General features: G+C 38.6%; 19 protein-coding genes. 14 read left to right on the top strand and 5 right to left on the bottom strand.

The genetic code is table 11. From position 1 onward, the window contains the following. The first annotated feature begins 23 nt into the window (after window positions 1–23). The gene (gene rapA, locus RMA94_RS18555; RefSeq protein WP_032004481.1) at window positions 24–2,861 is read left to right on the top strand and encodes an RNA polymerase-associated protein RapA; all 2,838 of its coding nucleotides are present in this window, start codon (window positions 24–26) and stop codon (window positions 2,859–2,861) included. A 57-nt stretch (window positions 2,862–2,918) separates the two neighbouring features. On the opposite strand, the gene RMA94_RS18550 is transcribed toward rapA, so the two are convergent. Continuing rightward, window positions 2,919–3,935 carry an AI-2E family transporter gene (locus RMA94_RS18550; RefSeq protein ID WP_005067939.1) on the bottom strand — a complete coding sequence of 339 codons (1,017 nt, stop codon included), beginning with the start codon at window positions 3,933–3,935 and terminating at the stop codon, window positions 2,919–2,921. A 166-nt stretch (window positions 3,936–4,101) separates the two neighbouring features. Beyond that, the gene (fabR, locus tag RMA94_RS18545; RefSeq protein ID WP_002118668.1) at window positions 4,102–4,797 is read right to left on the bottom strand and encodes an HTH-type transcriptional repressor FabR; all 696 of its coding nucleotides are present in this window, start codon (window positions 4,795–4,797) and stop codon (window positions 4,102–4,104) included. 140 nt (window positions 4,798–4,937) lie between these two features. On the opposite strand from fabR, the gene RMA94_RS18540 reads away from it, so the two are divergent. Both RMA94_RS18540 and RMA94_RS18535 read left to right on the top strand, forming a co-directional pair. Further along, on the top strand, window positions 4,938–6,008 hold the full coding sequence (locus RMA94_RS18540) for a ferredoxin reductase (RefSeq protein WP_108011358.1): 1,071 nt from the start codon (window positions 4,938–4,940) through the stop codon (window positions 6,006–6,008). A 12-nt stretch (window positions 6,009–6,020) separates the two neighbouring features. Beyond that, entirely contained in the window at window positions 6,021–7,115 is a 1,095-nt protein-coding gene (locus tag RMA94_RS18535) for an acyl-CoA desaturase (protein WP_002118415.1), read from the top strand. 33 nt (window positions 7,116–7,148) lie between these two features. Here RMA94_RS18535 and RMA94_RS18530 read toward each other — a convergent pair whose 3' ends face one another. After that, on the bottom strand, window positions 7,149–7,613 hold the full coding sequence (locus tag RMA94_RS18530) for a hotdog fold domain-containing protein (protein WP_311083978.1): 465 nt from the start codon (window positions 7,611–7,613) through the stop codon (window positions 7,149–7,151). A gap of 113 nt (window positions 7,614–7,726) precedes the next feature. Here RMA94_RS18530 and RMA94_RS18525 point away from each other — a divergent pair, with 113 nt between their 5' ends. Continuing rightward, window positions 7,727–8,350, top strand: coding sequence for a TetR/AcrR family transcriptional regulator (locus RMA94_RS18525; protein WP_311084049.1), 624 nt, complete (start codon window positions 7,727–7,729; stop codon window positions 8,348–8,350). A 60-nt stretch (window positions 8,351–8,410) separates the two neighbouring features. Here the strand turns inward: RMA94_RS18525 and RMA94_RS18520 are convergent, their stop codons facing one another. Next, entirely contained in the window at window positions 8,411–9,112 is a 702-nt protein-coding gene (locus RMA94_RS18520; protein ID WP_311083977.1) for an SIMPL domain-containing protein, read from the bottom strand. 467 nt (window positions 9,113–9,579) lie between these two features. Between RMA94_RS18520 and RMA94_RS18515 the strand changes: the two genes are divergently transcribed. From RMA94_RS18515 to RMA94_RS18505, 3 genes are all read left to right on the top strand, one after another. Next, a complete protein-coding gene (locus RMA94_RS18515; protein ID WP_002118718.1) occupies window positions 9,580–10,953 on the top strand; it encodes a diaminobutyrate--2-oxoglutarate transaminase in 1,374 nt (457 codons plus the stop codon). A 2-nt stretch (window positions 10,954–10,955) separates the two neighbouring features. Continuing rightward, on the top strand, window positions 10,956–12,488 hold the full coding sequence (locus RMA94_RS18510) for an aspartate aminotransferase family protein (RefSeq protein ID WP_017399290.1): 1,533 nt from the start codon (window positions 10,956–10,958) through the stop codon (window positions 12,486–12,488). A gap of 286 nt (window positions 12,489–12,774) precedes the next feature. Beyond that, window positions 12,775–14,205 (top strand): aldehyde dehydrogenase family protein, encoded by a 1,431-nt coding sequence (locus RMA94_RS18505; RefSeq protein WP_311083976.1) that lies wholly within the window; start codon window positions 12,775–12,777, stop codon window positions 14,203–14,205. A 71-nt stretch (window positions 14,206–14,276) separates the two neighbouring features. Here RMA94_RS18505 and RMA94_RS18500 read toward each other — a convergent pair whose 3' ends face one another. Further along, complete coding sequence (locus tag RMA94_RS18500) at window positions 14,277–14,762, bottom strand: Lrp/AsnC family transcriptional regulator (protein WP_004700117.1); 486 nt, start codon at window positions 14,760–14,762, stop codon at window positions 14,277–14,279. Between the two features lie 134 nt (window positions 14,763–14,896). On the opposite strand from RMA94_RS18500, the gene RMA94_RS18495 reads away from it, so the two are divergent. The 7 genes from RMA94_RS18495 (at window position 14,897) to sohB (ending at window position 24,547) form a co-directional block, all read left to right on the top strand. Next, the gene (locus RMA94_RS18495; protein WP_311083975.1) at window positions 14,897–16,618 is read left to right on the top strand and encodes a thiamine pyrophosphate-binding protein; all 1,722 of its coding nucleotides are present in this window, start codon (window positions 14,897–14,899) and stop codon (window positions 16,616–16,618) included. A gap of 141 nt (window positions 16,619–16,759) precedes the next feature. Beyond that, window positions 16,760–18,139, top strand: a complete 1,380-nt coding sequence (locus RMA94_RS18490; RefSeq protein WP_311083974.1) for an amino acid permease — start codon at window positions 16,760–16,762, stop codon at window positions 18,137–18,139. Window positions 18,140–18,615: 476 nt separating this feature from the next. After that, a complete protein-coding gene (locus RMA94_RS18485; protein ID WP_005073265.1) occupies window positions 18,616–19,647 on the top strand; it encodes a substrate-binding domain-containing protein in 1,032 nt (343 codons plus the stop codon). A gap of 99 nt (window positions 19,648–19,746) precedes the next feature. Further along, window positions 19,747–21,126: a phosphate ABC transporter permease subunit PstC gene (gene pstC, locus RMA94_RS18480; protein ID WP_086265409.1), complete on the top strand. Its 1,380-nt coding sequence runs from the start codon at window positions 19,747–19,749 to the stop codon at window positions 21,124–21,126. Next, window positions 21,123–22,520 (top strand): phosphate ABC transporter permease PstA, encoded by a 1,398-nt coding sequence (pstA, locus tag RMA94_RS18475; protein WP_165382235.1) that lies wholly within the window; start codon window positions 21,123–21,125, stop codon window positions 22,518–22,520. Before pstC ends, pstA begins: the two co-directional genes overlap by 4 nt. Window positions 22,521–22,533: 13 nt before the next feature. Continuing rightward, the gene (pstB, locus tag RMA94_RS18470) at window positions 22,534–23,436 is read left to right on the top strand and encodes a phosphate ABC transporter ATP-binding protein PstB (protein WP_032004490.1); all 903 of its coding nucleotides are present in this window, start codon (window positions 22,534–22,536) and stop codon (window positions 23,434–23,436) included. Window positions 23,437–23,584: 148 nt separating this feature from the next. Further along, entirely contained in the window at window positions 23,585–24,547 is a 963-nt protein-coding gene (gene sohB / locus RMA94_RS18465) for a protease SohB (protein WP_311083973.1), read from the top strand. Window positions 24,548–24,726 lie beyond the last annotated feature (179 nt).

Raw genomic sequence — 24,726 nt, 5'->3', positions numbered from 1 at the left:
TGTAGTGCGAACTTGAGAGAAAGGTGGAAAAATTGCAGCAGTATGCTATTGGTCAACGTTGGCTATCAGACACAGAAACTGAGCTCGGTTTAGGTGTTCTTATTGATGTAGATGAAAGATCTGTCAGCATTTTATTCCCCAAAAGTGATGAGACACGTGTATATGCACGTAATAATGCTCCACTATCTCGTATCATCTTCAATTCGAATGATGAAGTTCAAGATCAAGAAGGCCAGAAGTGGATCGTTGAGTCTGTTGAAGATCGTCATGGCGTTTTGCGTTACAACGTTGTTCGTACTTTAGAAAATGGCGAGCAAGAGCGTAAAGCACTCAATGAAACACGTATTGGCGCGCAAATTCAGTTATCGAAACCTTTAGATCGTTTGCTTGCAAGTCAAGTTGACTATAAAGAATGGTATGATCTGCGTATTGAAGCGATGCTCATGCAAGCACAAATGCAGACCAGTCCTCTACGTGGGATGGTCGGTGCACGTGTTGGCCTGATTCCTCATCAGCTTTATATCGCACATGAAGTTGGTAAACGCTTTGCACCTCGTGTTTTACTTGCCGATGAAGTTGGTTTAGGTAAAACAATTGAAGCTGGTTTAATTATCCACCAACAGCTTAAAACTGGTCGTTCAGAACGAATTCTGATTTTAGTCCCTGATTCTCTTCAGTATCAGTGGATGATTGAAATGCGTCGCCGTTTTAACTTGCAATTCTCTCTGTTTGATTTAACGCGTACTGCATCTATTAAAGAACATGATCCAGAGCTTAACCCGTTCTTGACTGAGCAATGCATTATTGCCAGCGTTGACTTAATGGTTGACCATGATGATTTGCGTGAGCAAGCCATAGAAGCTGGTTTTGATTTGCTTGTGGTTGATGAAGCACATCATTTGATGTGGAGCGAAGAAGAAGGCGGTAATGATCGCTACGATTTAATTGAAGAGCTCGCTGAAAATACAGCAGGGGTACTATTACTCACTGCAACACCTGAACAATTAGGTGTAGAAAGTCATTTCGCTCGCTTACGTTTACTTGATCCACAGCGTTTTAGTAGTTTAGAGCGCTTCTTAGATGAGGAGACTCAGTACCAGCAGACTGCAAAAATTGCTGAAGTGCTGATGTCGGATCAAGCTTTAACCCCAGAGCATTTATCTGCTTTAGAAGGCTTATTAGGCCACAGTATTGAAGATCAGCCTGACCAACGCTTTAGAGCAATTCACGAATTATTAGACCGTCACGGTACTGGACGTATTTTATTCCGTAATACACGTGAAGCCATTCAGGGCTTCCCAGGTCGTGATTGTCAACCAGCACCATTACCAGCACCAGAAGATTGGTCAAAAGATGGCAAACTGCGTGAACAGATGTGGCCTGAAGAAGCGCAAATTGATGGTTCATGGATGCAAAATGATCCGCGTGTGCCATGGTTAATGGAAATTTTACGCAAAGATCTTAAGCATAAAAAAGTGCTTTTAATTGCGCGTAGCGGACCAGTAGTTGAATCTTTAGAAAATGTGTTGCGTTTGCATGCAGGCATTCGTACGGCAATGTTCCATGAAGGCATGAGCTTACTTGAGCGTGACCAAGCTGCTGCTTATTTTGCTGAAGAAAGCTATGGCGCTCAGATTCTATTGTGTTCGGAAATTGGTTCGGAAGGACGTAATTTCCAATTCGCCAGTGATCTAATTTTATTTGATCTACCAGCTAACCCAGATGTTTTAGAGCAACGTATTGGACGTCTAGACCGTATTGGTCAAGAAAACCGTATCCAAATTCATGTGCCATACCTTGTGGGAACAGCTCAAGAGCGTATGTTCCGTTGGTATAACGAAGCACTGAATATTTTCAGCAATATTTCTCCGACAGCGCAAACGCTGCAAGAGAATTTTATTGTTGAATTAAAAGATTGTTTACTTGCAGACCAAGGTCAAACATTTGAAGATTTGCTTGAAGAGGTGAATGTTCAACGTCAAGCCTTAGAAGCTGAACTTCAAGCTGGCCGAGATCGTTTACTTGAATATAATTCATGTCGTCCTATTGTGGCACAAGAAATTGTTCAAGCTCTTGAAGACTATGACGACAATACTACGCTACCAATGTTTGTGAAGCGTTTCATGTCATCAACCAATATCGATTTTGATGAGCAAAGTAATGGTACGGTGATTATTAAACCGACCGATCAAATGCAAGTGCAAGGTTTGGCATTAGACGAAGAAGGTATGACAGCAACTTTCTATCGCGATCAAGCTCAGCTTCGTGAAGATGCTCAATATTTAACTTTAGAGCATCCATTCATTGAAAGTGTTATGGAAATGATCCGTACGCAATCATTTGGTAGTACCAATGTTGCTGTACTTAAATCTAATGCGTTAAAGCAGGGCTCAGTATTAATTGAAGTCTGGTTTAAAGTGGATGTTGTTGCGCCGAAGTCACTGAATTTACCATCAAGCTTGCCGAAACAGCTTATCCGTGTATTGTTAAGTGAAAATGGACAGGATTTATCTGAAAAGATTGATCCAACAATTTTAAAACCTTATTTGCACCATTTAGATGGCAATAGCTGCCGTCAAGTAGTTAAAGCCCGCCGTGATATCATTGAGCAGCGCTATAAACAAGCGTTAGAGATTGCGAAAGTTGATTTACCGCAGCTTCAGCAACAAGCAAAAGAACATTATGGCAATAAATGGCAATATGAAATTGACCGTTTAACTTATCTAAAACAGTTCAACCCAAGTATTCGTCAAGACGAAATTGAACGTTTACAAAAACTGCAAAAAGAAGGCTTGAGCTTGCTTGATGGTTTAACTGTTACACCAGAAGCAATTCAAGTGTTAGTTGTGGTTAAACCGTAACTTACTCAAAATGAAAAAAGCGCCGAGAGGGCGCTTTTTTTATACATCGATTTTGAGTTAGATGAGACCAGCGTCTTTTAATTCTAGCTTTAAATACGCATAAAAAATTGGAGCTGCGATTAAACCGCCTAAGCCAAAAATTGACTCAAATACTAGCATTGCTAATAAAATCTCCCATGCATTTGCATTGATTTTATGCCCAATAATTTTAGCATTAATAAAATATTCAAGCTTATGAACCAAAACGAGATAAAGTAATGCTGCTCCTGCTAGTCCTAGGGAAATTGTAAGAGCTGCAATAAACGTTAAAGTGTTTGAAAGCAGATTCCCTAAAATTGGAATGAGACCAAACATAAAGGTCAAAATAGTTAAAGTTTTGGCAAAAGGAAGGTGAACTCCCCAAAGCGGCAATAAAATAAAGGCGAATAAAATAAAGAGCAGCGTGTTAATCGCTGAAATTTTTATTTGGGCAAAAACAACATTTTTAAATGAAATTGATAATTTTTGAATACGTTGGATCAGAAGAGATTTAAAAACAGGCTGAGGCGTACGGCGATGAAAACCATGTATCGCCACCAAAATACCAATAATTAATCCCATGACCATAGTCACGAAGTTATGCAAAATATCGGAACTGGTATTTTTTAGTGTGGTGACGTTATCTTTCATAAATGCAAAGATTTCGTCTTTTAGATCTGTCACGCTATCAGGAATATAACCTGGAAGATACTTTGTGATCTCTGCTTGCAAATGAAGAAGGGTTTGATCAACCTTGCTATTAATACTATGTAATCCGACACCTTTTAGATCGTATACAACGAAACTAATCAGACTCGTTATGAAAAAACCAATAAGGGAGATGGTGACGATACTGAGTAAAATACTAATAAAAATACGGGCTCTTTGACCATCAATATAACGTTCTACAACCGAACTTAAACTAATAATAATTTCATAAATGAGAAAGCCTGCAAAAAAACTTGCTAATAGATGTAATGGGATAACCGAAAGCAAAAAGATGCCCATAAGAATGTAGCTTGCAATCAGACTTTGACGATTATTCAAATTTTGCATGTTGATCCCTGAGATCGTTGGGAATATAGGAGAAAGAGCAAACGGAAAGATTATTTATACTCTGGCAAGCTATTAGCTTCAATTGGTGAATTATATTTTTATTAGAAAATAGAGGAGTTAGATTTAAAAATGGCCTGTTCATCAACAAGCCATTCATTAGATAATTTTAGCGAATTTTTGCTTCATCTAAATGACGTGCACCTTCTAAAATCATCCGAATCATAATCATGGTTTGTTCAGCAACTTCTGCACGTTGATTGATCGGTAAATCAATGACTTTTGCACCCATGTGAAACACAAGTTGAGTAATTGCTTTTGCAACAAGATCTGGATGGTAGAGGTGATTGTTATTTAAACGCTCAAGACGGATTAAATCTTCTTGCAACTCTTGCTGAAAAAAGTTGAGTTGACGGTCTACGGCAGCTTTATAAGAAGCTGAACCTGTAAAACTTTCACGGAGCAGTAAACTTAAATTGCCTTCGTCGGCATCAAGCTGTTGAAGAAAAATATCGACCGAACTACGAATAATACTTTCTTGCAAGGAAGCGCGTAGGCGAGCCTGACGGATAATTTTACGTAAAACGATACCTGCGCGGTCAATTAGAGAAATAGCTAATTCATCAATATCTTTAAAATGTCGATAGAAACTATTTGGCGCAATTCCTGCTTCTCGAGCTACTTCTCGTAAGCTTAATGAAGCAATACTTTTTTGCGGACCAATGAGGTTTAAAGCGGCCTGAAAAAGTTCTTCTTTAGTAATTGTCGCTTTTCTTCCAACAGAACGCGTAGCTGTTTTAATTTCAATGACATCTTGTTGTTGAGGTGTGTCATTCAGGTTCTGAGAAAGTGAAGATTGGGTCATGCTGTTCAATATATTTGTAAACTCTCAGGATTATAGCCTTAGAAGCTGAACTTGTGAAATTGTAATTAAAAGTACGGGTGTATATACAAATATATATACATGTGTATAATAATTAAAAAAGAGCGACAGAGCCTTCAGTTATGCAAGCAATCGAAAAGAGAAATTCTCTATTCAATTCATTGACACAAGCCATCTTTGATAAAGAAATGGCTAATTTCTGGCTACAAAAAGTTAATCCTTTATGGTCTGTAAAGCACGGACTTGTTCAAATTGTAAAAAAAGAATTTGTCGCTCATGATATGGTGAGCCTGACGCTAAAATGCAACCGCCTAGTAAAAATGGGCGTTGCAGGCCAGCATCATCCTGTAATTGTAGAAATTGCCGGTCGTCGCTATGAACGTACTTATAGTTTGACGCAAATTGATGCTCAGCACTTACGTTTAACAGTTAAAAAAGTTGCTGATGGTATCGTGAGTAACTGGTTTATTTCTGAAAGCAAAATCGGTGATGTTTTTGAGCTTGGTCAACCTTATGGTGACATGCAACAAAACATCAAAACACCGAATTTAATTATGTTGGCTGCGGGTAGTGGTATTACCCCAATGTTGAGCTTGATTACTGCGATTAAACAAAGCCAGCAGTTAGATAAAGTTCAGGTGCAACTTTTATATTGGGTAAAACAACGTTCAGATGCAGCTTTTGTTGAATACTTTGAAAAAGTTGCGCAGCAATATCCGAACTTTAATTATCAGGTTTTCTATACACAAGAAACCCCAAATGATGAACGTTTAAATGCAGAGCATTTAGCTTTAGTTGATGATGTCGAAAACAGCACAATTTATGCGTGTGGACCTTCTGGTTTTGTGGCGACTGTTGAGCAACTTTTTGAAAAAGCTCCAGCCGTTTTAACAGAAGCATTTAGCTTAACAAATGAAAGCTCTGCTGATGATATTGGTTATGTGAATGTCACATTAACCCAGTCTAATAAGGTTATTGCAATTCCTAAAGGCCAGTCAATTCTGGTTAGCCTTGAACATGAAGGTCTTAAACCAACTCATGGTTGCCGTATGGGAATTTGTAATAAATGTGTTTGTAATAAATCACAAGGTTCAACACGTAATTTACTCAACGGTAGTGAAAACACTGAACCAAGCCAATTACTCAAAATTTGTGTGAACTCAGCACAATCCGATCTAGTTATTGATCTTTAAGAGAGAACTCTTATGAATATGCCAGTGAAAGTCGAATATTTTAAAAATCCTAAAAATCGAGATTTGACTCCAGCAGAACTTGATGCATTTGCAAAAGAGCTCGATCAGATCAAGCAAGAGGTATTGGATGATTTGGGCGAAAAAGACGCTAAATATATCCGCCGTGTTTATGCTGCAATTCGTTATAGTAGCTTTCTAGGCCGAGCATGTTTGTTTGCAGGTTGGTTCCCACCAGCGTGGATTTTAGGAACAGGCCTATTAGGCTTCTCTAAAATTATGGAAAACATGGAACTCGGTCATAACGTGATGCACGGTCAATATGACTGGATGAACGATCCTAAATTTAATGGTCAAACTTACGAGTGGGATACAGTTGGTACTTCTGATAACTGGCGCCAAACTCATAACTATAAACATCACACCTATACCAATATTAAAGGTATTGATGATGACATTGGTTACGGTTTACTTCGTTTATTCCCAGAGCAACGCTGGAAGCCAGGTTTTTTACTTCAACCTGTTTATAGCATCCCATTTTGTTTATTGTTCCAATGGGGCGTAGCTATTCAGAATCTTGAAATTGGACGTGTCCTTTATAAACGTAAGAGCATGGCAAAATTCTTGGAAGAATTAAAACCTGTGAATAAAAAGATTGGAAAACAACTTTTTAAAGACTATGTTTTCTTCCCTTTAATTGCAGGTCCAGCAGCTTTACCTGTATTCACTGGTAATTTGGTTGCAAATGGTCTTCGTAATATCTGGACATTTACGATTATTTTCTGTGGTCACTTCACAAAAGATGCAGAAGTATTTCCAAAGTCTGTTTTACAAGAAGAAAGCCGTGGTCACTGGTATATGCGCCAGATTCGTGGTTCTTCTAACTTGAAAGGTTCAGAAGCATTACATATTTTAAGCGGACATTTGAGCCATCAGATTGAGCACCATTTATTTCCAGATATTCCAGCGCGTCGTTATCGCCAAATGGCTCCAAAAGTTGAAGCTGTATGTAAAAAATATGGTCTAAATTATAACAATGCAAGTTTGGCTAAACAGTTTGGACAGGTTGTCGGCCGTATCTTTAAATATGCTTTACCGTTTAAAAAATAAGTCAAAAAGCCCTGATTATTTCAGGGCTTTTTATTATTTCTTTTTAGAAATCCACATAGTAATCGTAGCCTGAAAAACTTTGTCTTTTTGAGCATCATAGACTTCTACATTCACTAAATATTCGCCAGCTTTTTCCCAGTCATAATTTTTTTCTACAGGCGTTGCAACTGCAATGAGGTCTGTTTCTGCCTTTTTTAAATATTCGACTGTCATACCTTTGGGGATCCAGCGGTGTGTAGAAGGCACAGTAACTTCTGTCATTGTTCCACCTGCCAGCTCTGCCATATTACACATCGCAATAGCATGTACTGTTCCAATATGATTTAGAACTGAACGTTTTTTCTTAATGGCTATTTCGCAATAGTTGGGTTTTAACTCGATAAAGAGCGGGGAAATACTTCCGAAATAAGGTGCTTTTAAACATAGCATGCGTGAGAAAGTCCATTTTCCTTTCGGAAAACTAGACACCTTGTTCCAAAGTTCTAAAGTGGTTGCCATGATTTAAGGTTCCATAAAAAACAGAATAAAGTTCTGTTAAAGAATATAATTCTGTTTACAAAATTGAGTCAAGTCATTCAGAATATCTCCGATAACTGGTTAGGGAATAAATGATGCAATCTGCACAAGAGTTATTAGAGCGGTTATATCCGGGCAGAAGGGCTACTTTAAAGAGACAGATTTTGTTAGATGCCTTGTCTTGTTTTTTAGAAAATGGAATTGAAACTACAAGCATTGAAATGATTCGTTCCAAATCTGACAGCAGTGTAGGGGCTATTTATCATCATTTTAAAAATAAAGAAGGTATTGTTGCGACTTTATTTTTTGCAGCTTTAGATGACCAAGCGGCCTTAAGAGATAACTATCTTGAGACTACAAAATCGCTTCAAGATGTTTTATATGCTTTTATTCATAGCTATGTTGATTGGGTAAGTGAACAGCCAGAGTTTGCTAATTTTTTAATCTCTGCTCGTTTTAGTGTGATGCAGGGTGAAGACCAAGAACGTCTCATTCAGAAAAATAAATTAAGAAATCAAAAGATCTTTAATTCAATTTCAAATTATGCTGAGGCCGGGTTTTTAACATCGATACCGCATGAGCTATTGCTTTCACTAGTGATCGGATCTACAGAAAATTATTGCCGTGCATGGTTATCACAACGAGTTACCTCAAACCCTAAAGTTTATAAGGATATTTTGGCTAAAGCTGCGTGGGATTCTTTGCAAAATTTGAGTTAGAGATTTTATTCTACCCATAAAAAAAGCCGCATCTTTCATACGGCTTTTTAGACAAACAAATTATTTAAACTGAATTGAACCGTTTGCATTCACAGTAATTTTAGACTCACCAGCTGCCATGTCTTGAGCTGGTGCAGCTTCGGCAACGGCAAACTTAGCCATACTGGCACGCATTACAGGTTGTGGGAAATAGTTATTTGTGTTCAGGTTTAGAGTGACTAAAGTATATTGGTTTTTATTCCAAGCTTGGGTCAACATTTGAGCACGTTGTTGGAAGTTTTTAGAGGCTTCAACCATCAACTCATTTTCAACTTTTTTACGTTGTTCATCAGAAACCGTAAAGTTAATTGATTGAGTTTGGAAGTTTTGCTGTAATTCGTTTACTAACTGGCTAGCAGCTTTAAAGTCTTTACTTTCAAGACGGATTTCAGCGCGGCCACGCCATTCTTTTAACTTATTACTATCGTTATCGTAAATTGGGTAAGTGCTTTGAGCACCAGTTTCCACTTTTACTTGAGGATATTTACGAGAAACGCTAAGCGCTTGATTCATTAATTGATTAATTTGATTTGAAAGTTCAGCTGGTTGTTTGTTACTTTTTTCAATATATAAAGTCGCATGCATTTCATCATTAGAAACTTGGCGAGAAGCTTCGGCTTGTACATTTACAATATTGTAGTTCAAAACATTATCATCCTGAGCAAAAACTAAAGGGCTAAGGAGGGAACCTAAAAGAAGGGTTGATACGGCTAAAGTACGCATAAATTTTTCCTTTAAAAATTAATATAAATTTAATTTTTTTCATTAAGAAATGTTAAACATAACTTATGCATAACTTTTGCAGATTTTGTGGCGTATTTGTAATATTGAGATCAGTTTTTTTAAATGAGGGCTAATATGAAATCTTTTAAAAAATAGTAACTTAAAAATAAAATATTTCAATGTAAACTAAAAAATCAAAGTAATATAAAAAAAGAATATTTTCTTTAGGTTGTCACATAGTATGATGATAATTCATCATAACTATTGGGATGATACATTTTTTCAATAAGATTAGATGAGTAAAGTACATAAAAGACGTTTTTTTTCTTGTAAAATTAGGTATCATCGCGCTCCTAGTTACAAGATATAAAATAAGTGTCTTTACTAGTTCTATAAAGCACCGAGTCAAAGGACCAATCGTCACCAGACTTATTTCTTTCTACCCCTATCAGAGATGGTAATCCGATATGAGCGTTACTTCCGTTAACCCTGCCACTAATGCTACTAACGAATATTATTTGACTCGCCAAAGTCAAATGGAATCAAATGTTCGTAGCTATCCACGTAAATTACCGTTAGCGATAGCGAAAGCACAAGGATGCTGGGTTACTGATGTTGAAGGTACACAGTACCTTGATTGTTTAGCTGGGGCAGGTACATTGGCTTTAGGTCATAATCATCCTGCGGTGATTCAAAGTATTCAAGATACATTGGCAAGTGGTTTGCCATTGCATACTTTAGACTTAACCACACCTTTAAAAGATGCATTCACTGAAGCATTGTTAGCATATTTACCTGGTGGTAAAGAAGAATATTGCTTGCAGTTCTGTGGTCCTGCTGGTGCAGACGCAACTGAAGCAGCAATCAAACTTGCTAAGACTTACACTGGCCGTAGCTCAGTGATCAGTTTCTCAGGCGGTTATCATGGTATGACCCATGGTGCGCTTGCTATGACTGGTAACTTAAGTGCAAAAAATGCAGTTAACGGTTTAATGCCAGGCGTACAATTCATGCCATATCCGCATGAATACCGCTGCCCACTTGGTTTAGGTGGTGAAGCTGGTGTTGACGCTTTAACTTACTATTTTGAAAACTTTATTGAAGATGTAGAAAGCGGTGTAACAAAACCGGCTGCTGTTATTCTTGAAGCGATTCAAGGTGAAGGCGGCGTAGTTACAGCTCCAGTAAAATGGTTGCAAAAAATCCGTGAAGTGACTGAAAAGCACAACATCGTTTTAATTTTAGACGAAGTTCAAGCTGGCTTTGCACGTTCAGGCAAAATGTTTGCATTTGAACATGCAGGTATTGAACCTGATGTTGTTGTAATGTCTAAAGCAGTCGGTGGTGGTTTACCACTTGCAGTATTAGGTATTAAACGTAAATTTGATGCTTGGCAACCTGCTGGTCACACGGGTACTTTCCGTGGTAACCAACTCGCTATGGGTACTGGTCTTGTCGTATTAAAAACGATTAGCGAACAAAATCTTGCTCAAAATGCGCAAGAGCGTGGTGACTTCTTACAAGCTGAATTTAAAAAATTAGCTCAAGAATTCCCATGTATAGGTAACGTACGTGGTCGCGGTTTAATGATCGGTGTAGAGATCGTTGACGAGCGTAAACCAGCTGATCGTATTGGTTCACATCCTGCTGATTCACAATTAGCTGCTGCGATTCAAACTGCTTGTTTCAACAATAAATTATTGCTTGAAAAAGGTGGTCGTAATGGTACGGTAATTCGTTTACTTTGCCCGTTAATCATTACTCAAGACGAATGTGTTGAAGTAGTTGCTCGCTTTAAGAAAGCAATTGCAGAAGCATTGGTTGCAGTACGAGGCGCATAAGTATGGTGGATTTTGCAGAACATCGTAAAGCGTTACTCTGCAATGATGCACAATCCATTGCTGACTATGAGTCAGCAATGGGCGAAGCGGTAAAAGCCGTTTCAGCATGGTTGCAAAATGAAAAGATGTACACTGGCGGTAGCATTAAAGAATTGCGTTCAGCAATTTCTTTCCAACCTTCAAAAGAGGGTATGGGTGTACAAGAATCTCTTCAACGTATGATTGAGCTTTTCTTGAATAAAAGCTTGAAAGTACACCATCCACATTCATTAGCACACTTACACTGCCCAACCATGGTGATGAGCCAGATTGCGGAAGTGTTAATCAATGCAACTAACCAATCTATGGACTCATGGGATCAAAGCCCGGCTGGTTCATTAATGGAAGTTCAGCTCATTGATTGGTTGCGTCAAAAAGTAGGTTATGGTTCTGGCCAGGCTGGTGTTTTCACTTCTGGCGGTACTCAATCTAACTTGATGGGTGTATTGCTTGCTCGTGACTGGTGCATCTCGAAAAACTGGAAAGACGAAAATGGTAATCCATGGTCTGTACAGCGTGATGGTATTCCTGCCGATGCAATGAAAAACGTCAAAGTCATTTGTTCTGAAAATGCACATTTCTCTGTGCAAAAGAACATGGCAATGATGGGTATGGGCTTCCAGTCAGTTGTGACTGTTCCTGTGAATGAAAATGCACAAATGGATGTAGATGCTCTCGAAAAAACGATGGCGCATCTTCAGTCTGAAGGTAAAGTCGTTGCTTGTGTCGTTGCGACAGCAGGTACTACAGATGCCGGTGCAATTGATCCATTGAAGAAAATCCGTGAAATTACCAATAAATATGGTTCATGGATGCATATCGATGCGGCATGGGGCGGTGCATTAATTCTTTCAAATGACTATCGTGCAATGCTTGATGGTATTGAGTTGTCTGATTCGATTACCCTCGACTTCCATAAGCATTATTTCCAAAGCATTAGCTGTGGCGCGTTCTTGTTAAAAGACGAAGCGAACTATCGTTTCATGCATTATGAAGCTGAGTACTTGAACTCTGCTTATGACGAAGAGCACGGTGTACCAAACCTTGTGTCTAAGTCATTACAAACGACTCGTCGTTTTGATGCATTGAAATTGTGGATGACAATTGAATCACTAGGTGAAGACCTTTATGGTTCAATGATTGACCATGGTGTAAAACTTACCCGTGAAGTTGCAGATTACATCAAGGCAACTGATGGTTTAGAACTTTTAGTTGAGCCTCAGTTTGCTTCGGTATTATTCCGTGTTGTTCCACAAGGCTACCCAGCTGAGTTTATCGATAGCTTGAACCAAAACGTAGCGGACGAATTGTTTGCACGTGGTGAAGCAAATATCGGTGTAACAAAAGTGGGTAATGTACAGTCATTGAAAATGACAACATTAAGCCCTGTTGTGACATTCGAAAACGTTAAAAACCTTTTAGGTCAAGTATTGGCTGAAGCTGACCGCATTAAAGATGCAATTGCTTCTGGTAACTATGTACCACCAATTGACTAATTGAGTTGATAACAAAAAAAGCTCGGTTTATTACCGGGCTTTTTTATGGCAGATTGTTTTTATTTGGATTGTGTATGAAGAAAAGAATACATGCACAAATCATGCATATTTTCACAAAACAAAAATAATTATGCATGATTTATGGGGAGCAAATTTCTTATTGTATTGGTATGTTCCCGATATTTTGGGTCGCATTGATATATCAATATCGTACTCACTTTAAATAATCCCGCTTTAAGTGAAAAAAGTAAGTGGCTGTAATTACAATTAAGACAAGGAAGAAGAAATGCAACAAGCGAATATGCTCAATGAATTTAAACTCATTATTGGCGGTCAACTTTGTTCAGGTGAACAAGGTGAACTAGAAATTCTTAACCCTGCTACTGGCTTAACTGCTGCACATTGTGCAAAAGCATCGGTTGCGCAAGTAAATCAGGCAGTGAGTGCAGCTAAACAAGCATCTAAAGCTTGGCAACAAGTTTCCCATGATGAGCGTAAGTCGATCTTAAATAAGATTGCAGATGGCATTGAAAAGCACGCTGAAATGCTCGCAGAGTTGGTTGTGCTTGAACAAGGTAAGCCACTCGCACTTGCTCAAATGGAAGTGCAGGGCGCAATTGGCTGGACTCGCTATGCGGCTGCGATGGATTTACCTGTAGAAGTAATTGAAGACAGTGAAACCAAGCGTATTGAGCGCCATCGCCAACCATTGGGTGTAGTGGCTTCAATTACACCATGGAACTGGCCACTGATGATTGCAGTTTGGCACATCATGCCTGCCTTACGCGCGGGTAACGTTGTGATTAGCAAACCTTCTGAATACACACCACTATCAACTTTGCGTTTATGTGAAATCATTCAGCAAGAAGTTCCTGCTGGTGTAATTTCGATTGTGGTTGGTGCTGGTGAGATTGGCGAAGCATTATCTTCTCATCCAGATGTACAAAAAGTTGTATTTACGGGTTCAACTCGAACAGGCCAGCACATTATGGCGGGTGCAGCTCAGCAGCTAAAACACTTAACTTTAGAGTTGGGTGGTAATGATGCTGGTATTGTATTACCAGATGCAAATATCGATGAAATTGCACCTAAGATTTTTAATATGGCGTTCTTGAATGCCGGTCAAACATGTGCAGCCTTAAAGCGCTTATACGTTCATGAAAGCCAGTATGAAGCTTTATCTCAAAAGTTAGCTGATATTGCCAACGCTCAAGTTGTGGGTGATGGTATGGCATCTTCTACAACATTTGGTCCAGTACAAAACAAAATGCAATATAACAAAGTGAAAGCACTTATTGCCGATGCCATTTCTCAAGGAGCAAAAGCACTTTCTGGGCAACAGCAGCTACCAGAGCAGGGCTACTTTATTGCACCAACTATATTGACTGAAGTTTCTGATTCTTGCCGCCTGGTGCAAGAAGAACAGTTTGGCCCTGTATTACCTGTTTTAAAATATACCGATATCAACGATGCAATTGCTCGTGCCAATGACAGTGAGTTTGGTTTAGGTGGCTCAATTTGGTCTTCTGATATTAAAGCAGCACAGACTTACGCTAGTCAGCTTCAATGCGGTACTGTTTGGATTAATACCCATGCTGAGGTTCTGCCTCATGCACCTTTTGGTGGCTGGAAAATGTCTGGTTTAGGTGCTGAGTTTGGTTTAGAAGGTTTACTTGAAAATACGATCGGGCAAACAGTTCATATTAGTAAAGTCTAAATATTAATTTTAAGGCGGATCTAGTATCCGCCTTTTTATTTTCACTTTTAAGAGTGAAATGCTTAGTTTACTTATTGGGAGTGATGATAGCTCATGCTTTTAGGTTTGATTAAAAAATGATTCTGTTCTTTAATTTTTTTAAGAACAATGTAAGACTTTATGTGACCTATAAAATTATAAGAAAGCAATCTTTCAGTCACAAATTGAGAAAGCTGTTCTAAGTTTTCTGCAACGACTTTTAAAATAAAATCTGCATCACCACTAATTGAAAATGCATCCTGGATGTTGTCTTCAGCTTCAATGAGCTCTTGAAAAGCCTGCTGTGATTTTGCCTCGTGTGTTCTTAGATTAATATGTATCATCGCTGTAACTTCGAGTCCTAGCGCCTGCTGCTGGATGCGCGCAGTGTAGCCTAGAATTATCCCTTTTTGCTCGAGTAGCTGCCTTCTTCTTGAACATTGTGAAGCAGATAAACCAATTAAATCTCCTATTTCCTGATTGGTGAGCCGTCCATTCTTTTGTAGTGCCTGAATGATTTGCCAGTCGAACTTATCCATTGCATAAAATCCTTTTATGATACACAAATCATGTATTTTTATTAAAATGCGTTTTCATTATGCACGAAATCTAAAAGATAGATGAAATATTATTTTTCTATGGAATAAAAATTGGTCTCAAAGGATATAGAGCAATGTTCATAGAAATCGGTGACTTTTTAAATCTTCGTTTAAAACAAATGGGTATCCAACATCTTTTTGGTGTACCTGGTGATTTTAACCTCTCATATCTAGAACAAGTTGAAGCAGACCCACAACTCGAATTTATTGGAAATTGTAATGAATTAAATGCTGCCTATGCAGCAGACGGTTATGCACGAATTAACGGTTTTTCTGCCTTGGCAACCACTTATGGTGTAGGTGACTTAAGTGCGATTAATGGTATTGCAGGTGCCTATGCAGAAAATGTACCTCTTATTCATATCTCAGGTATTCCGCCTTTACATGCAGTTCAAAAGGGCACACTAATACATCACACGCTTGTCGATGGTAACTACGACAATATTATGAACTGTATGAAAGAGTTCACAGTTGCCCAAACACGTTTAACTCCAGCAAATGCAGCCTTTGAAATTGACCGTGTATTACGTCAGTGTTTCCTTGAACGCCGTCCTGTGCACATTCAACTACCAGGTGATATTACTCACGTTAAAATTGAAGTATCTGAGCGTCCGCTCGACTTAAGCTACCCAGCTGTTGAACCTGAATTATTGCAGAGTGTGGTAAGCAAACTTTGTGACATTATTGAGAATGCTCAAAGTCCTGCACTTCTTATTGATAATGAAGCTTCAGTTTTTGGTGTAACTTCACTTTTAAATGATTTGTCTCAAAAATGCTCAATTCCATTTGCAGGCATGAATACTGCAAAAAATATTATGGACGAAGGCTCACCTCGTTACATTGGAACTTATGTGGGCGGGGCAAGCCAACCGCATGTAAAAAATATCATTGAACAATCTGATTGTTTAATTGGTGTTGGTGCACGCTTTACCGATGTAGGCTCAGCTGTATTTACTCATCAAATTGAGACTAAGAACTACATTGAAATTAAATCTTATGGCTTAAATATTTTTGGTCAGGATTTTCCGGGTATTGAAATAGGACAATTACTTGTCGAGCTAAATAAAAAAGTTGCGCCACGTAAATCGACAATACCTCTTCTTGAAAAACAACCACAGAAAGTAATTGAAGCTCCAGCTCAGCAAAAGCTAAGTCAAGATGTGCTTTGGAATTACATTTCAGGGTTCTTAAAAGAAGATGATGTGATTATTGGTGAGGTAGGAACATCAAACTCTGCATTGTCAGGTATCAAACTTCCTGCCACAGCCAAATATATTGCACAGCCGCTTTGGGGTTCTATTGGTTACACCTTACCGGCTTTGCTTGGTAGTTTGTTGGCTGCTCCTGAGCGTCGTCAAATTCTGTTTATTGGTGATGGTTCATTCCAGCTTACGGTACAAGAGCTTTCTACAATTATCCGTCACGGTTTAAAACCAATCATTTTCTTGCTGAACAATGGCGGCTACACCATTGAACGTTTAATTATGGGTGAAAACGCTGCTTATAACGACGTGCAAAACTGGAAATACACTGAAATTCCAGCGGTATTTAACGGTAAAAAAGGCCATACAACTTATGTGGTTGAGACTGCTGGACAGCTGAAGAGCGTTTTAGACAACGTTCAGCAAAATGATCAATTAACCTTTATTGAATTAAAACTACCAGCAATGGATGCGCCGGTAAGTTTGAAAAAATTTGCTTCTGTGATTGCTCGTTTTGACTACGGTGATCGCGGTTACGAAATTTTAAAGGAGCGTTCCCAACCAGTTAAATGTAAGGATGCAATCTCTTTTTAAATAGAAGACAGGACAAGTCTTCCCAAAAATTAAATGGACTCACATTACAGTAAATTTATGTCCGAAGATCGGTTCCTGATCTTCGGATGTGGTGCTGAATAAAGGTGTACAGGAAGTGACACCAACATTGGAGATAATGTTATGGATGCAAACAATAAGCACGAGTTAAAACAAGGCTTATCCAATCGGCATATTCAACTCATCGCACTCGGAGGGGCGATTGGTACAGGGTTATTCTTAGGTCTTTCCCAAACGATTAAACTGGCTGGTCCTTCAATTTTATTAGGATATGCAATTGCTGGAATTATTGCCTTTTTAATTATGCGCCATTTAGGTGAAATGGTTGTTGAAGAGCCGGTCAGTGGTTCTTTTAGTTATTTTGCGAACAAATATTGGGGCAAAATGGCGGGTTTTATGTCTGGCTGGAACTATTGGGTATTATATGTACTCGTCAGTATGGCTGAATTGAGTGCAATTGGGACATTTATACAGTTTTGGTGGCCTGAAATTCCGACATGGCTGACTGCTTTATTTTTCTTTATTTTAATTAACGGCATTAACTTGGTAAATGTCCGCTTTTTTGGGGAATCCGAGTTTTTATTTTCCTGCATTAAAATTGTTGCCATTTTAAGCATGATTGGTTTCGGTGCTTATCTTTTACTTTCAGGCTCAGCAGGTCCGCAAGCAGGTATTGCAAATTTATGGCAACACGGTGGTTTCTTCCCACATGGGATTCACGGTTTTGTCATGGCTTTAGCTGTCATTATGTTTGCATTTGGCGGATTGGAATTAATTGGTATTGCTGCGGCTGAAACGAAGAAACCTGAAACGACTATTCCTAAAGCAGTAAATCAGATTGTGTACCGTATTCTGATTTTTTATATCGGTGCAATCGGTATTCTTTTATGTCTTTATCCATGGAATATGGTGGCAGAAGGCGGCAGTCCATTTGTCATGATCTTCCAGTCACTCAATAGTAACGGTGTTGCGAACGTCTTAAACTTTGTGGTCTTGATTGCTGCTATTTCAGTTTATAACAGCTGTATCTATTGTAATAGTCGTATGTTGCATGGTTTGGCAGAGCAGGGTAATGCTCCTGCAATTTTGAAAAAAGTAAACAGTCGCGGTATTCCGGTTCCAGCAGCAGTTGTCTCTGCATCTATCACTGCAATATGTGTAGTTGTGAACTATCTGATTCCTGGTCAAGCTTTTCAGCTCTTTATGATGCTTGTGGTGGCTGCACTTGTTATTAATTGGCTCATGATTTCAGTGACTCATTTGAAATTTACTAAAGCAATGAAATTGCAAAAGCGTCAAACCAAATTTCAAAGCATCCTTAGCCCATGGAGTAACTATTTAACCATTAGCTTTGTATGTTTTATTCTTATTATTATGGCAATGACGCCAGATATGAGACTTGCCGTGATTTTAGGTCCAATTTGGCTGGCTGTTTTAGCGCTTACGTATTTATTAAAATATCGTAAAAAAATGGTTGCGATGCCAGAAGTACAATCGAGTTGATCGCTTAAATTGACAATCATATTGCGGTTACCTGACATAAGGCAGGTAACCCTTTATCTTTTGTCATATTATTTTCATGTTACAAAGAAATTATTATTTTTAGAAATATTTTAATAACCATTTCCTTAAACAAAAATTATTTTAATCATCAAACTAAAAATAACTAAATTATCGTTTTTTAATACATTTATAACATCTTTATTTTTTATATTTTATAAATACAAAAAACTTATATTTTTAATGAGTGTAATAATACAGACTAATATACACGGTAAAATACCTACTACGATTGAATTAAATAGTTGATAGTAGTCAAAAAATAATAATGTGACAATTAACAATATTGAAATCATTAAAGCGTCATCATACTGTAACTTAATTGTCATATTTTCTATTCACAATGCAGCTATCGAAGAGCGTACAAGCACTCAACAAAAAGTGACGTACAACCTATTGCATTAATGAGAGAGAACAGAATGCGCTTAAATCCACGTCAAATCGCAATTGCGTTAGCAGTAACTGGGGCAGCTGTAACAACGACTGCAAATGCAGCTCGTGATACGATTCAAATTGCTGGTTCTTCAACTGTATTACCGTTTGCCAGCGTTGTAGCTGAAGAGTTTGGTAATACTTTCCCTCAATTTAAAACTCCTGTAGTGGGCTCTGGCGGTTCTTCTGCTGGTTTGAAACAATTCTGTCAAGGTGTTGGCGATAACACAATCGACGTTGCAAACTCTTCTCGTAAAATTAAAAGCACTGAGATTGAAGCTTGTAACAAAGCTGGTGTAAAACAAATTCAAGAAATCAAAATTGGTTACGATGGTATTGTATTCGCGTCTAACTCAAACAAAGCGGCTTATAAATTAAAACCTTACCACGTGTTTGCTGCTTTAGCTGCACAGTTACCTTCAAAAGGTAAATTGGTTCCAAACCCATATACAAACTGGAATCAAATCGATAAAACACTTCCAAATGAACCGATTACTCTTGTAATTCCTGCATCTAACCATGGTACTCGTGAAGTTTTCCAAGAGAAAATGGTTGAAGCTGGTTGTGAAGCATATGAATACTTCAAGAGCTTGGATAAAGATGCTCAGAAGAAAGCATGTTCTACTTTCCGTAAAGATGGTCGTGTAATTGAAATCGCTGGCGACTATACAGAAACATTGGCGCGCTTAAAAACTTCTCCAAGTGCAGTAGGCGTGTTTGGTTTAAGTTTCTATGACATGAACCGTGACAAGTTACGTGTAGCAACAGTAAACAACGTTGTTCCATCTGAGAAGACAGTATTGAATGGTACATACCCTGTATCTCGTCCATTGTACTTCTACGTGAAAGGTGAACACTTAAAATCAGTTAAAGGCTTACCGCAATATGTAGAATATTTCGTAAGCAAGAAAGCAACTGGTAAAGGTTCTAAAGCTGAGCGTGATGGTTTAATCGCGATGTCTGATGCTGAACGTGCAAAAGTTTTGGCTGACTTTAAAGCAGGTAAAACTGTTAAATAAGTTAGTTTGAATGAAGGCTGGTGATCTTAAGGGTTCATCAGCCTTTTTGTCTAACTTGTTTTTCCAAATTATGACAATTGAGAAAACAGTGGAGAGTACATGAATCTGCTACTTATCGGTGTGTTGTTAGCCCTCGTGGCAATTGCATATCAACTTGGGCTGAGAAAGAGCCGTAACATAGCAGGTAAGGGAAGCAACTCGGCGACGTTACATTCTCGTCCTGGTTATTATGGCGCACTGGTTGGTCTTTGGTGCGGTATCCCTGCTTTTTTAATTTTGATCATTTGGAACTTGGTTGAACCAAGTATTTTAAATCATATTATTTTTAATAATATTCCGGCGTCTGTAAGTGCTTCTCTGGATGAAGCAGGTAGAAGCGTATTAGTTGATCGTGTTCAATCAATTGCTTCAGGCTTTGGGGTGAGTGATAAACCAGCAGCTTACGAATTAGCAGCTGCTCAACAGTTTTCCAAATTTCAAACGATTGGCTCTTTTGCCAAATTTGCTGTTGTAATTTGTGCTGCTTTATTAGGTTTGGTTTGGGCAAAGAAAAAAATCAGCCAACAATATCGTGCTCGTAACCAAGTTGAACGTGCCATTAACGTTGCTTTGATTTTATGTTCTGGTGTTGCGATTTTAACAACCATCGGTATCGTAATGTCGATGTTTGGCGAAGCAATGCACTTCTTCCGTTTTGTCAGCCCAATGGACTTTTTCTTTGGTACAGAATGGAACCCGGGTTTTAGCACTTCTGGCAATGCTGAAGGTAGTTATGGTTTATTACCATTGCTATGGGGCACGCTCATGGTCAGTGGTATCGCTCTACTCGTTGCTGTACCAGTTGGATTAATGATTGCAATTTATTTAGCTGAATATGCTTCACCATGGTTCCGCTCATGGGCAAAACCAACAATTGAAGTCTTAGCTGGTATTCCAACAATTGTTTATGGTGTATTTGCCATGATGATTATTGGACCATTCTTTAAAGCTGCGGGTGCGTATATTGGCTTAGAAATTAACGCGACAAGTGCTTTAACTGCTGGCTTTGTAATGGGAATTATGATTATTCCATTTGTTTCATCTTTATCTGATGACATTATCACTCAAGTCCCACGTGCACTACGTGATGGTTCTTTAGGACTGGGTGCGACTAAGTCTGAAACAATTCGTCAAGTCGTATTGCCAGCAGCTTTACCGGGTATTACAGGTGCTTTCTTATTGGCAGTCTCTCGTGCGGTTGGGGAAACCATGATTGTGGTTTTAGCAGCAGGGAACAGTCCACTTTTACACGCAAATCCATTTGAAGCTGTTTCGACAGTGACAGTCACTATTGTAAAACAGTTGACTGGAGATACCGACTTCTCAAGTCCGCAAGCATTGGTTGCATTCGCACTAGGTTTAACACTATTTGTTATTACCTTGGGATTAAATATTGTAGCACTGTACATTGTGCGTAAATACCGTGAGCAATACGAATGAGTACATCAAATACATCATCTCCTATGGATCAGAACGTATTTGATCCGAAAGCTGCTGCTGAAACACGTGAACGACGTAAACAGGTTATTGAAAAATCTTTGGCTAAACGCCATCGTAAAGAAAAAGCTTTCCGTTTTGCGGGTTTCTCGGCAGTCATTATTGGTCTTGCATTCGTTGCTCTCTTGTTCGGTAGTATTTTGGCAAAAGGTTTACCTGCTTTTTGGCAAACCAGTATGAATGTTCCAATTTACTTTGACCCTAAAGTAATTGATGCAGGTCCAGTGCCTGTACGTACTCAAGGTGAAACACCTGCGCATTACCAAGAACGTTATGTTGATTGGCAAACAAAAATGGGTATGGTGGATTGGGATGGCATCATTGTAAATGGAATGATTGCTAAAGATCCTGCACTTGCATCACAACGTGACTACCTGAGCAGCTTATATGCAAGCTCGGAAGCTTATCGCCTGCGTGATATGGTCTTTGCAGATCCATCATTAATCGGTAAAAAAGAAAATATTACCTTCTTAGGTGATGCGAATGTCGATGTTTGGTTAAAAGGTAATATTGATCGTTCATTACCAGATGATCAGCAACAACTTGATCCAGAAGTGCGTAAGCTTGCCGACGAGTTAAAAGCAAAAGGCGTTCTTGAAAGTACATTTAACATGAACTTATTCAAGAATCCTGACTCTCGCAGTTCTCCGGCAATTAGTGGTCTTGCAGGTGCATTCATGGGTTCATTGTTCATGATGCTCATCGTGATCATCATTGCGATCCCAATTGGTGTTGCCAGCGCAATCTATCTCGAAGAGTTTGCTCCAAAAAATGTTCTTACAGACATTATTGAAGTTAACATCAATAACCTTGCTGCTGTTCCTTCTATCGTATTTGGTTTACTCGGTGCAGCAATTTTCATTGGTTGGATGCATTTACCTTTATCAGCTCCGCTAGTGGGTGGATTGGTTTTAAGCTTAATGACACTACCAACAGTCATCATTACCACGCGTGCTTCATTAAAAGCTGTGCCGCCTTCTATTCGACAAGCTGCACTTGGTTTGGGAGCTTCTAAGTTCCAAACGATTTTCCACCATGTTTTACCGTTGGCATTACCGGGCATTATGACAGGTGCAATTATTGGTGTTGCCCATGCACTTGGTGAAACCGCACCTTTACTTTTAATCGGGATGAGTGCATTCGTTGCAAGTATTCCAACAACACCATTTGATCAAGCCACTGCTTTACCTGTCCAAGTTTACTTATGGCAAGGTAATGAGTTGCGTAACTTCTTCGAAGGCCGTACTGCCGCTGCGATTATCGTACTACTTGCATTAATGATTGGTTTAAACAGTCTTGCAATTTGGTTACGTAAAAAGTTCGAAGTGCGTTGGTAATAGAGGATAAATCATGAATACTATTGATATTACGAATTCCTTAGAAAAGGATAAGTTAGTGAATACTGAACAATCGCAATTTACAGATAAACCGCTGAATCATGGCACTTCGTATGTTTCGCATTTTGAACCACACACTTCAAAAAAGCAGAACTCAACTGAAATCAAGATTAGTGCACAAGATGCCCATGTTTATTATGGTGATTTTGAAGCCATTAAAGGTATTGATCTAGATATTTACCAAAACGAAGTGATCGCGTTTATTGGCCCATCAGGTTGTGGTAAATCGACCTTTCTTCGTACTTTAAACCGTATGAATGACACCATTGATGGTTGCCGTGTAACAGGTAAAATTACACTCGATAATCACAATATTTATGACCCAAATCTAGACGTTGTATTGTTGCGTGCTCAGGTTGGTATGGTGTTCCAAAAGCCAAACCCATTCCCTAAATCTATTTTTGACAACGTGGCTTATGGCCCAAAACTTCATGGTTTAGCACGTGATAAGTACGATCTAGAGGAAATTGTTGAAAACAGCTTACGTAAAGCTGGTTTGTGGGACGAGGTTAAGGACCGTTTGAACCAGCCTGGTACAGGCTTATCAGGTGGTCAACAACAACGTTTATGTATTGCACGTACCATTGCTGTTAGTCCTGAAGTGATTTTAATGGATGAGCCGTGTTCTGCACTCGATCCAATTGCAACAGCAAAAGTAGAAGAACTCATTTCTGAATTGTCAAATCAATACACAATTGTGATTGTGACTCACTCAATGCAACAAGCGGCACGTGTTTCTGATCGTACTGCTTATTTCCATTTAGGTGATTTAATTGAAGTCAACTCAACTGAAAAAGTCTTTACTCAACCTGACCATCAGTTAACGGAAGCGTATATTACTGGTCGCTTCGGTTGATTAGTAAACAATAAAAGAAAAAGAGCCACGTGCTCTTTTTTTTATTTTATAAATGAAAATGACTCTATTTTGCAAAATCGCTATTGAATTTTAATCAAAAGGACCACATCTTAAGGCTATAAAGATAAACTTATGAGCTTAGAATTTTATGTTATTCCATTTGCCTAAACTCCCTGCGGAAATACGTGTCAGCCATTTAAATGCACGTGTCAATGAACAGAGAAAAAAAATTGCGCAAACTACGGCAAGCCGTTTAGAACTTTTACAATTAGCTCAACAACTTGCTAAAGAAGCTAAAATTCGCCGTAAAAATAATCAGAAGATTTTTGTTTTAGATTTCAAAGGTGATATTCAAGCTTCGGCAGTTGAAAACTTGCGTGAAGAAATTACCCTGATTTTAGCAACTGCTAAAGCAGGACGTGATCGTATTGTAGTTCGTCTGGAAAGCCCAGGTGGTATGGTCCATGGTTATGGTCTAGCAGCAGCTCAGTTGGTGCGTTTACGCGATGCAGGTTTTCATTTAACGATTTGTGTGGATAAAGTCGCTGCAAGTGGTGGCTATATGATGGCATGTATTGCAAATGAAATTATTGCAGCGCCGTTTGCTATTGTGGGTTCAATTGGTGTGGTTGCTCAAGTTCCAAACTTTAATCGTCTTTTAAAAGAACACAATGTGGATTTTGAGCTTTACACAGCAGGGCAGTATAAGCGTACTGTAACTATGTTTGGTGAAAATACGCCTGAAGGTAAAGCGAAGTTTGAAGAAGAACTCCAACAAACTCATGTTTTATTTAAGCACTTTGTAGAAAAGTACCGCCCACAGCTTAATGTTGATAAAGTGGCTACAGGTGAACACTGGTATGGTGAAGATGCTCTAGATCTTAACCTTGTTGATAAACTGCAAACATCTGATGAGTATTTATTAGCTTTATTGCCACAACATGATGTGTATGTCATTAATACACGTAAGAAAGCGACCTTAGGTGAAAAGCTGGGTTTACAGGCAGCGCAAATGGCAGATAGTTTGATCCCTACTGTCATGAACAAGGTAATGGAAAGCCTAGCAAAAGCGAACACGACGCTTGTGCAGGTACGTGATCCAAAACTATAAGTTTATCTAATTCAAATGTTATAAAGGACCAGCTTAAATGCTGGTTTTTTTATAAAGATAATATTCAAAGTTGTCTTATTAAATACGCTTAGATTTTTAATAGAAAGTAAAAAATAATTATTGATAAATATGCTTTTTGAATTGTGATAAACACATGGTTTTGATATTTTAAACAGCAA

The organism is Acinetobacter sp. V115_6, from assembly GCF_031799025.1.
GTDB lineage: Bacteria > Pseudomonadota > Gammaproteobacteria > Pseudomonadales > Moraxellaceae > Acinetobacter > Acinetobacter pittii.
Note: the sequence above shows the minus strand (reverse complement) of the source record. Positions and strands in the feature narration are given on the sequence as shown.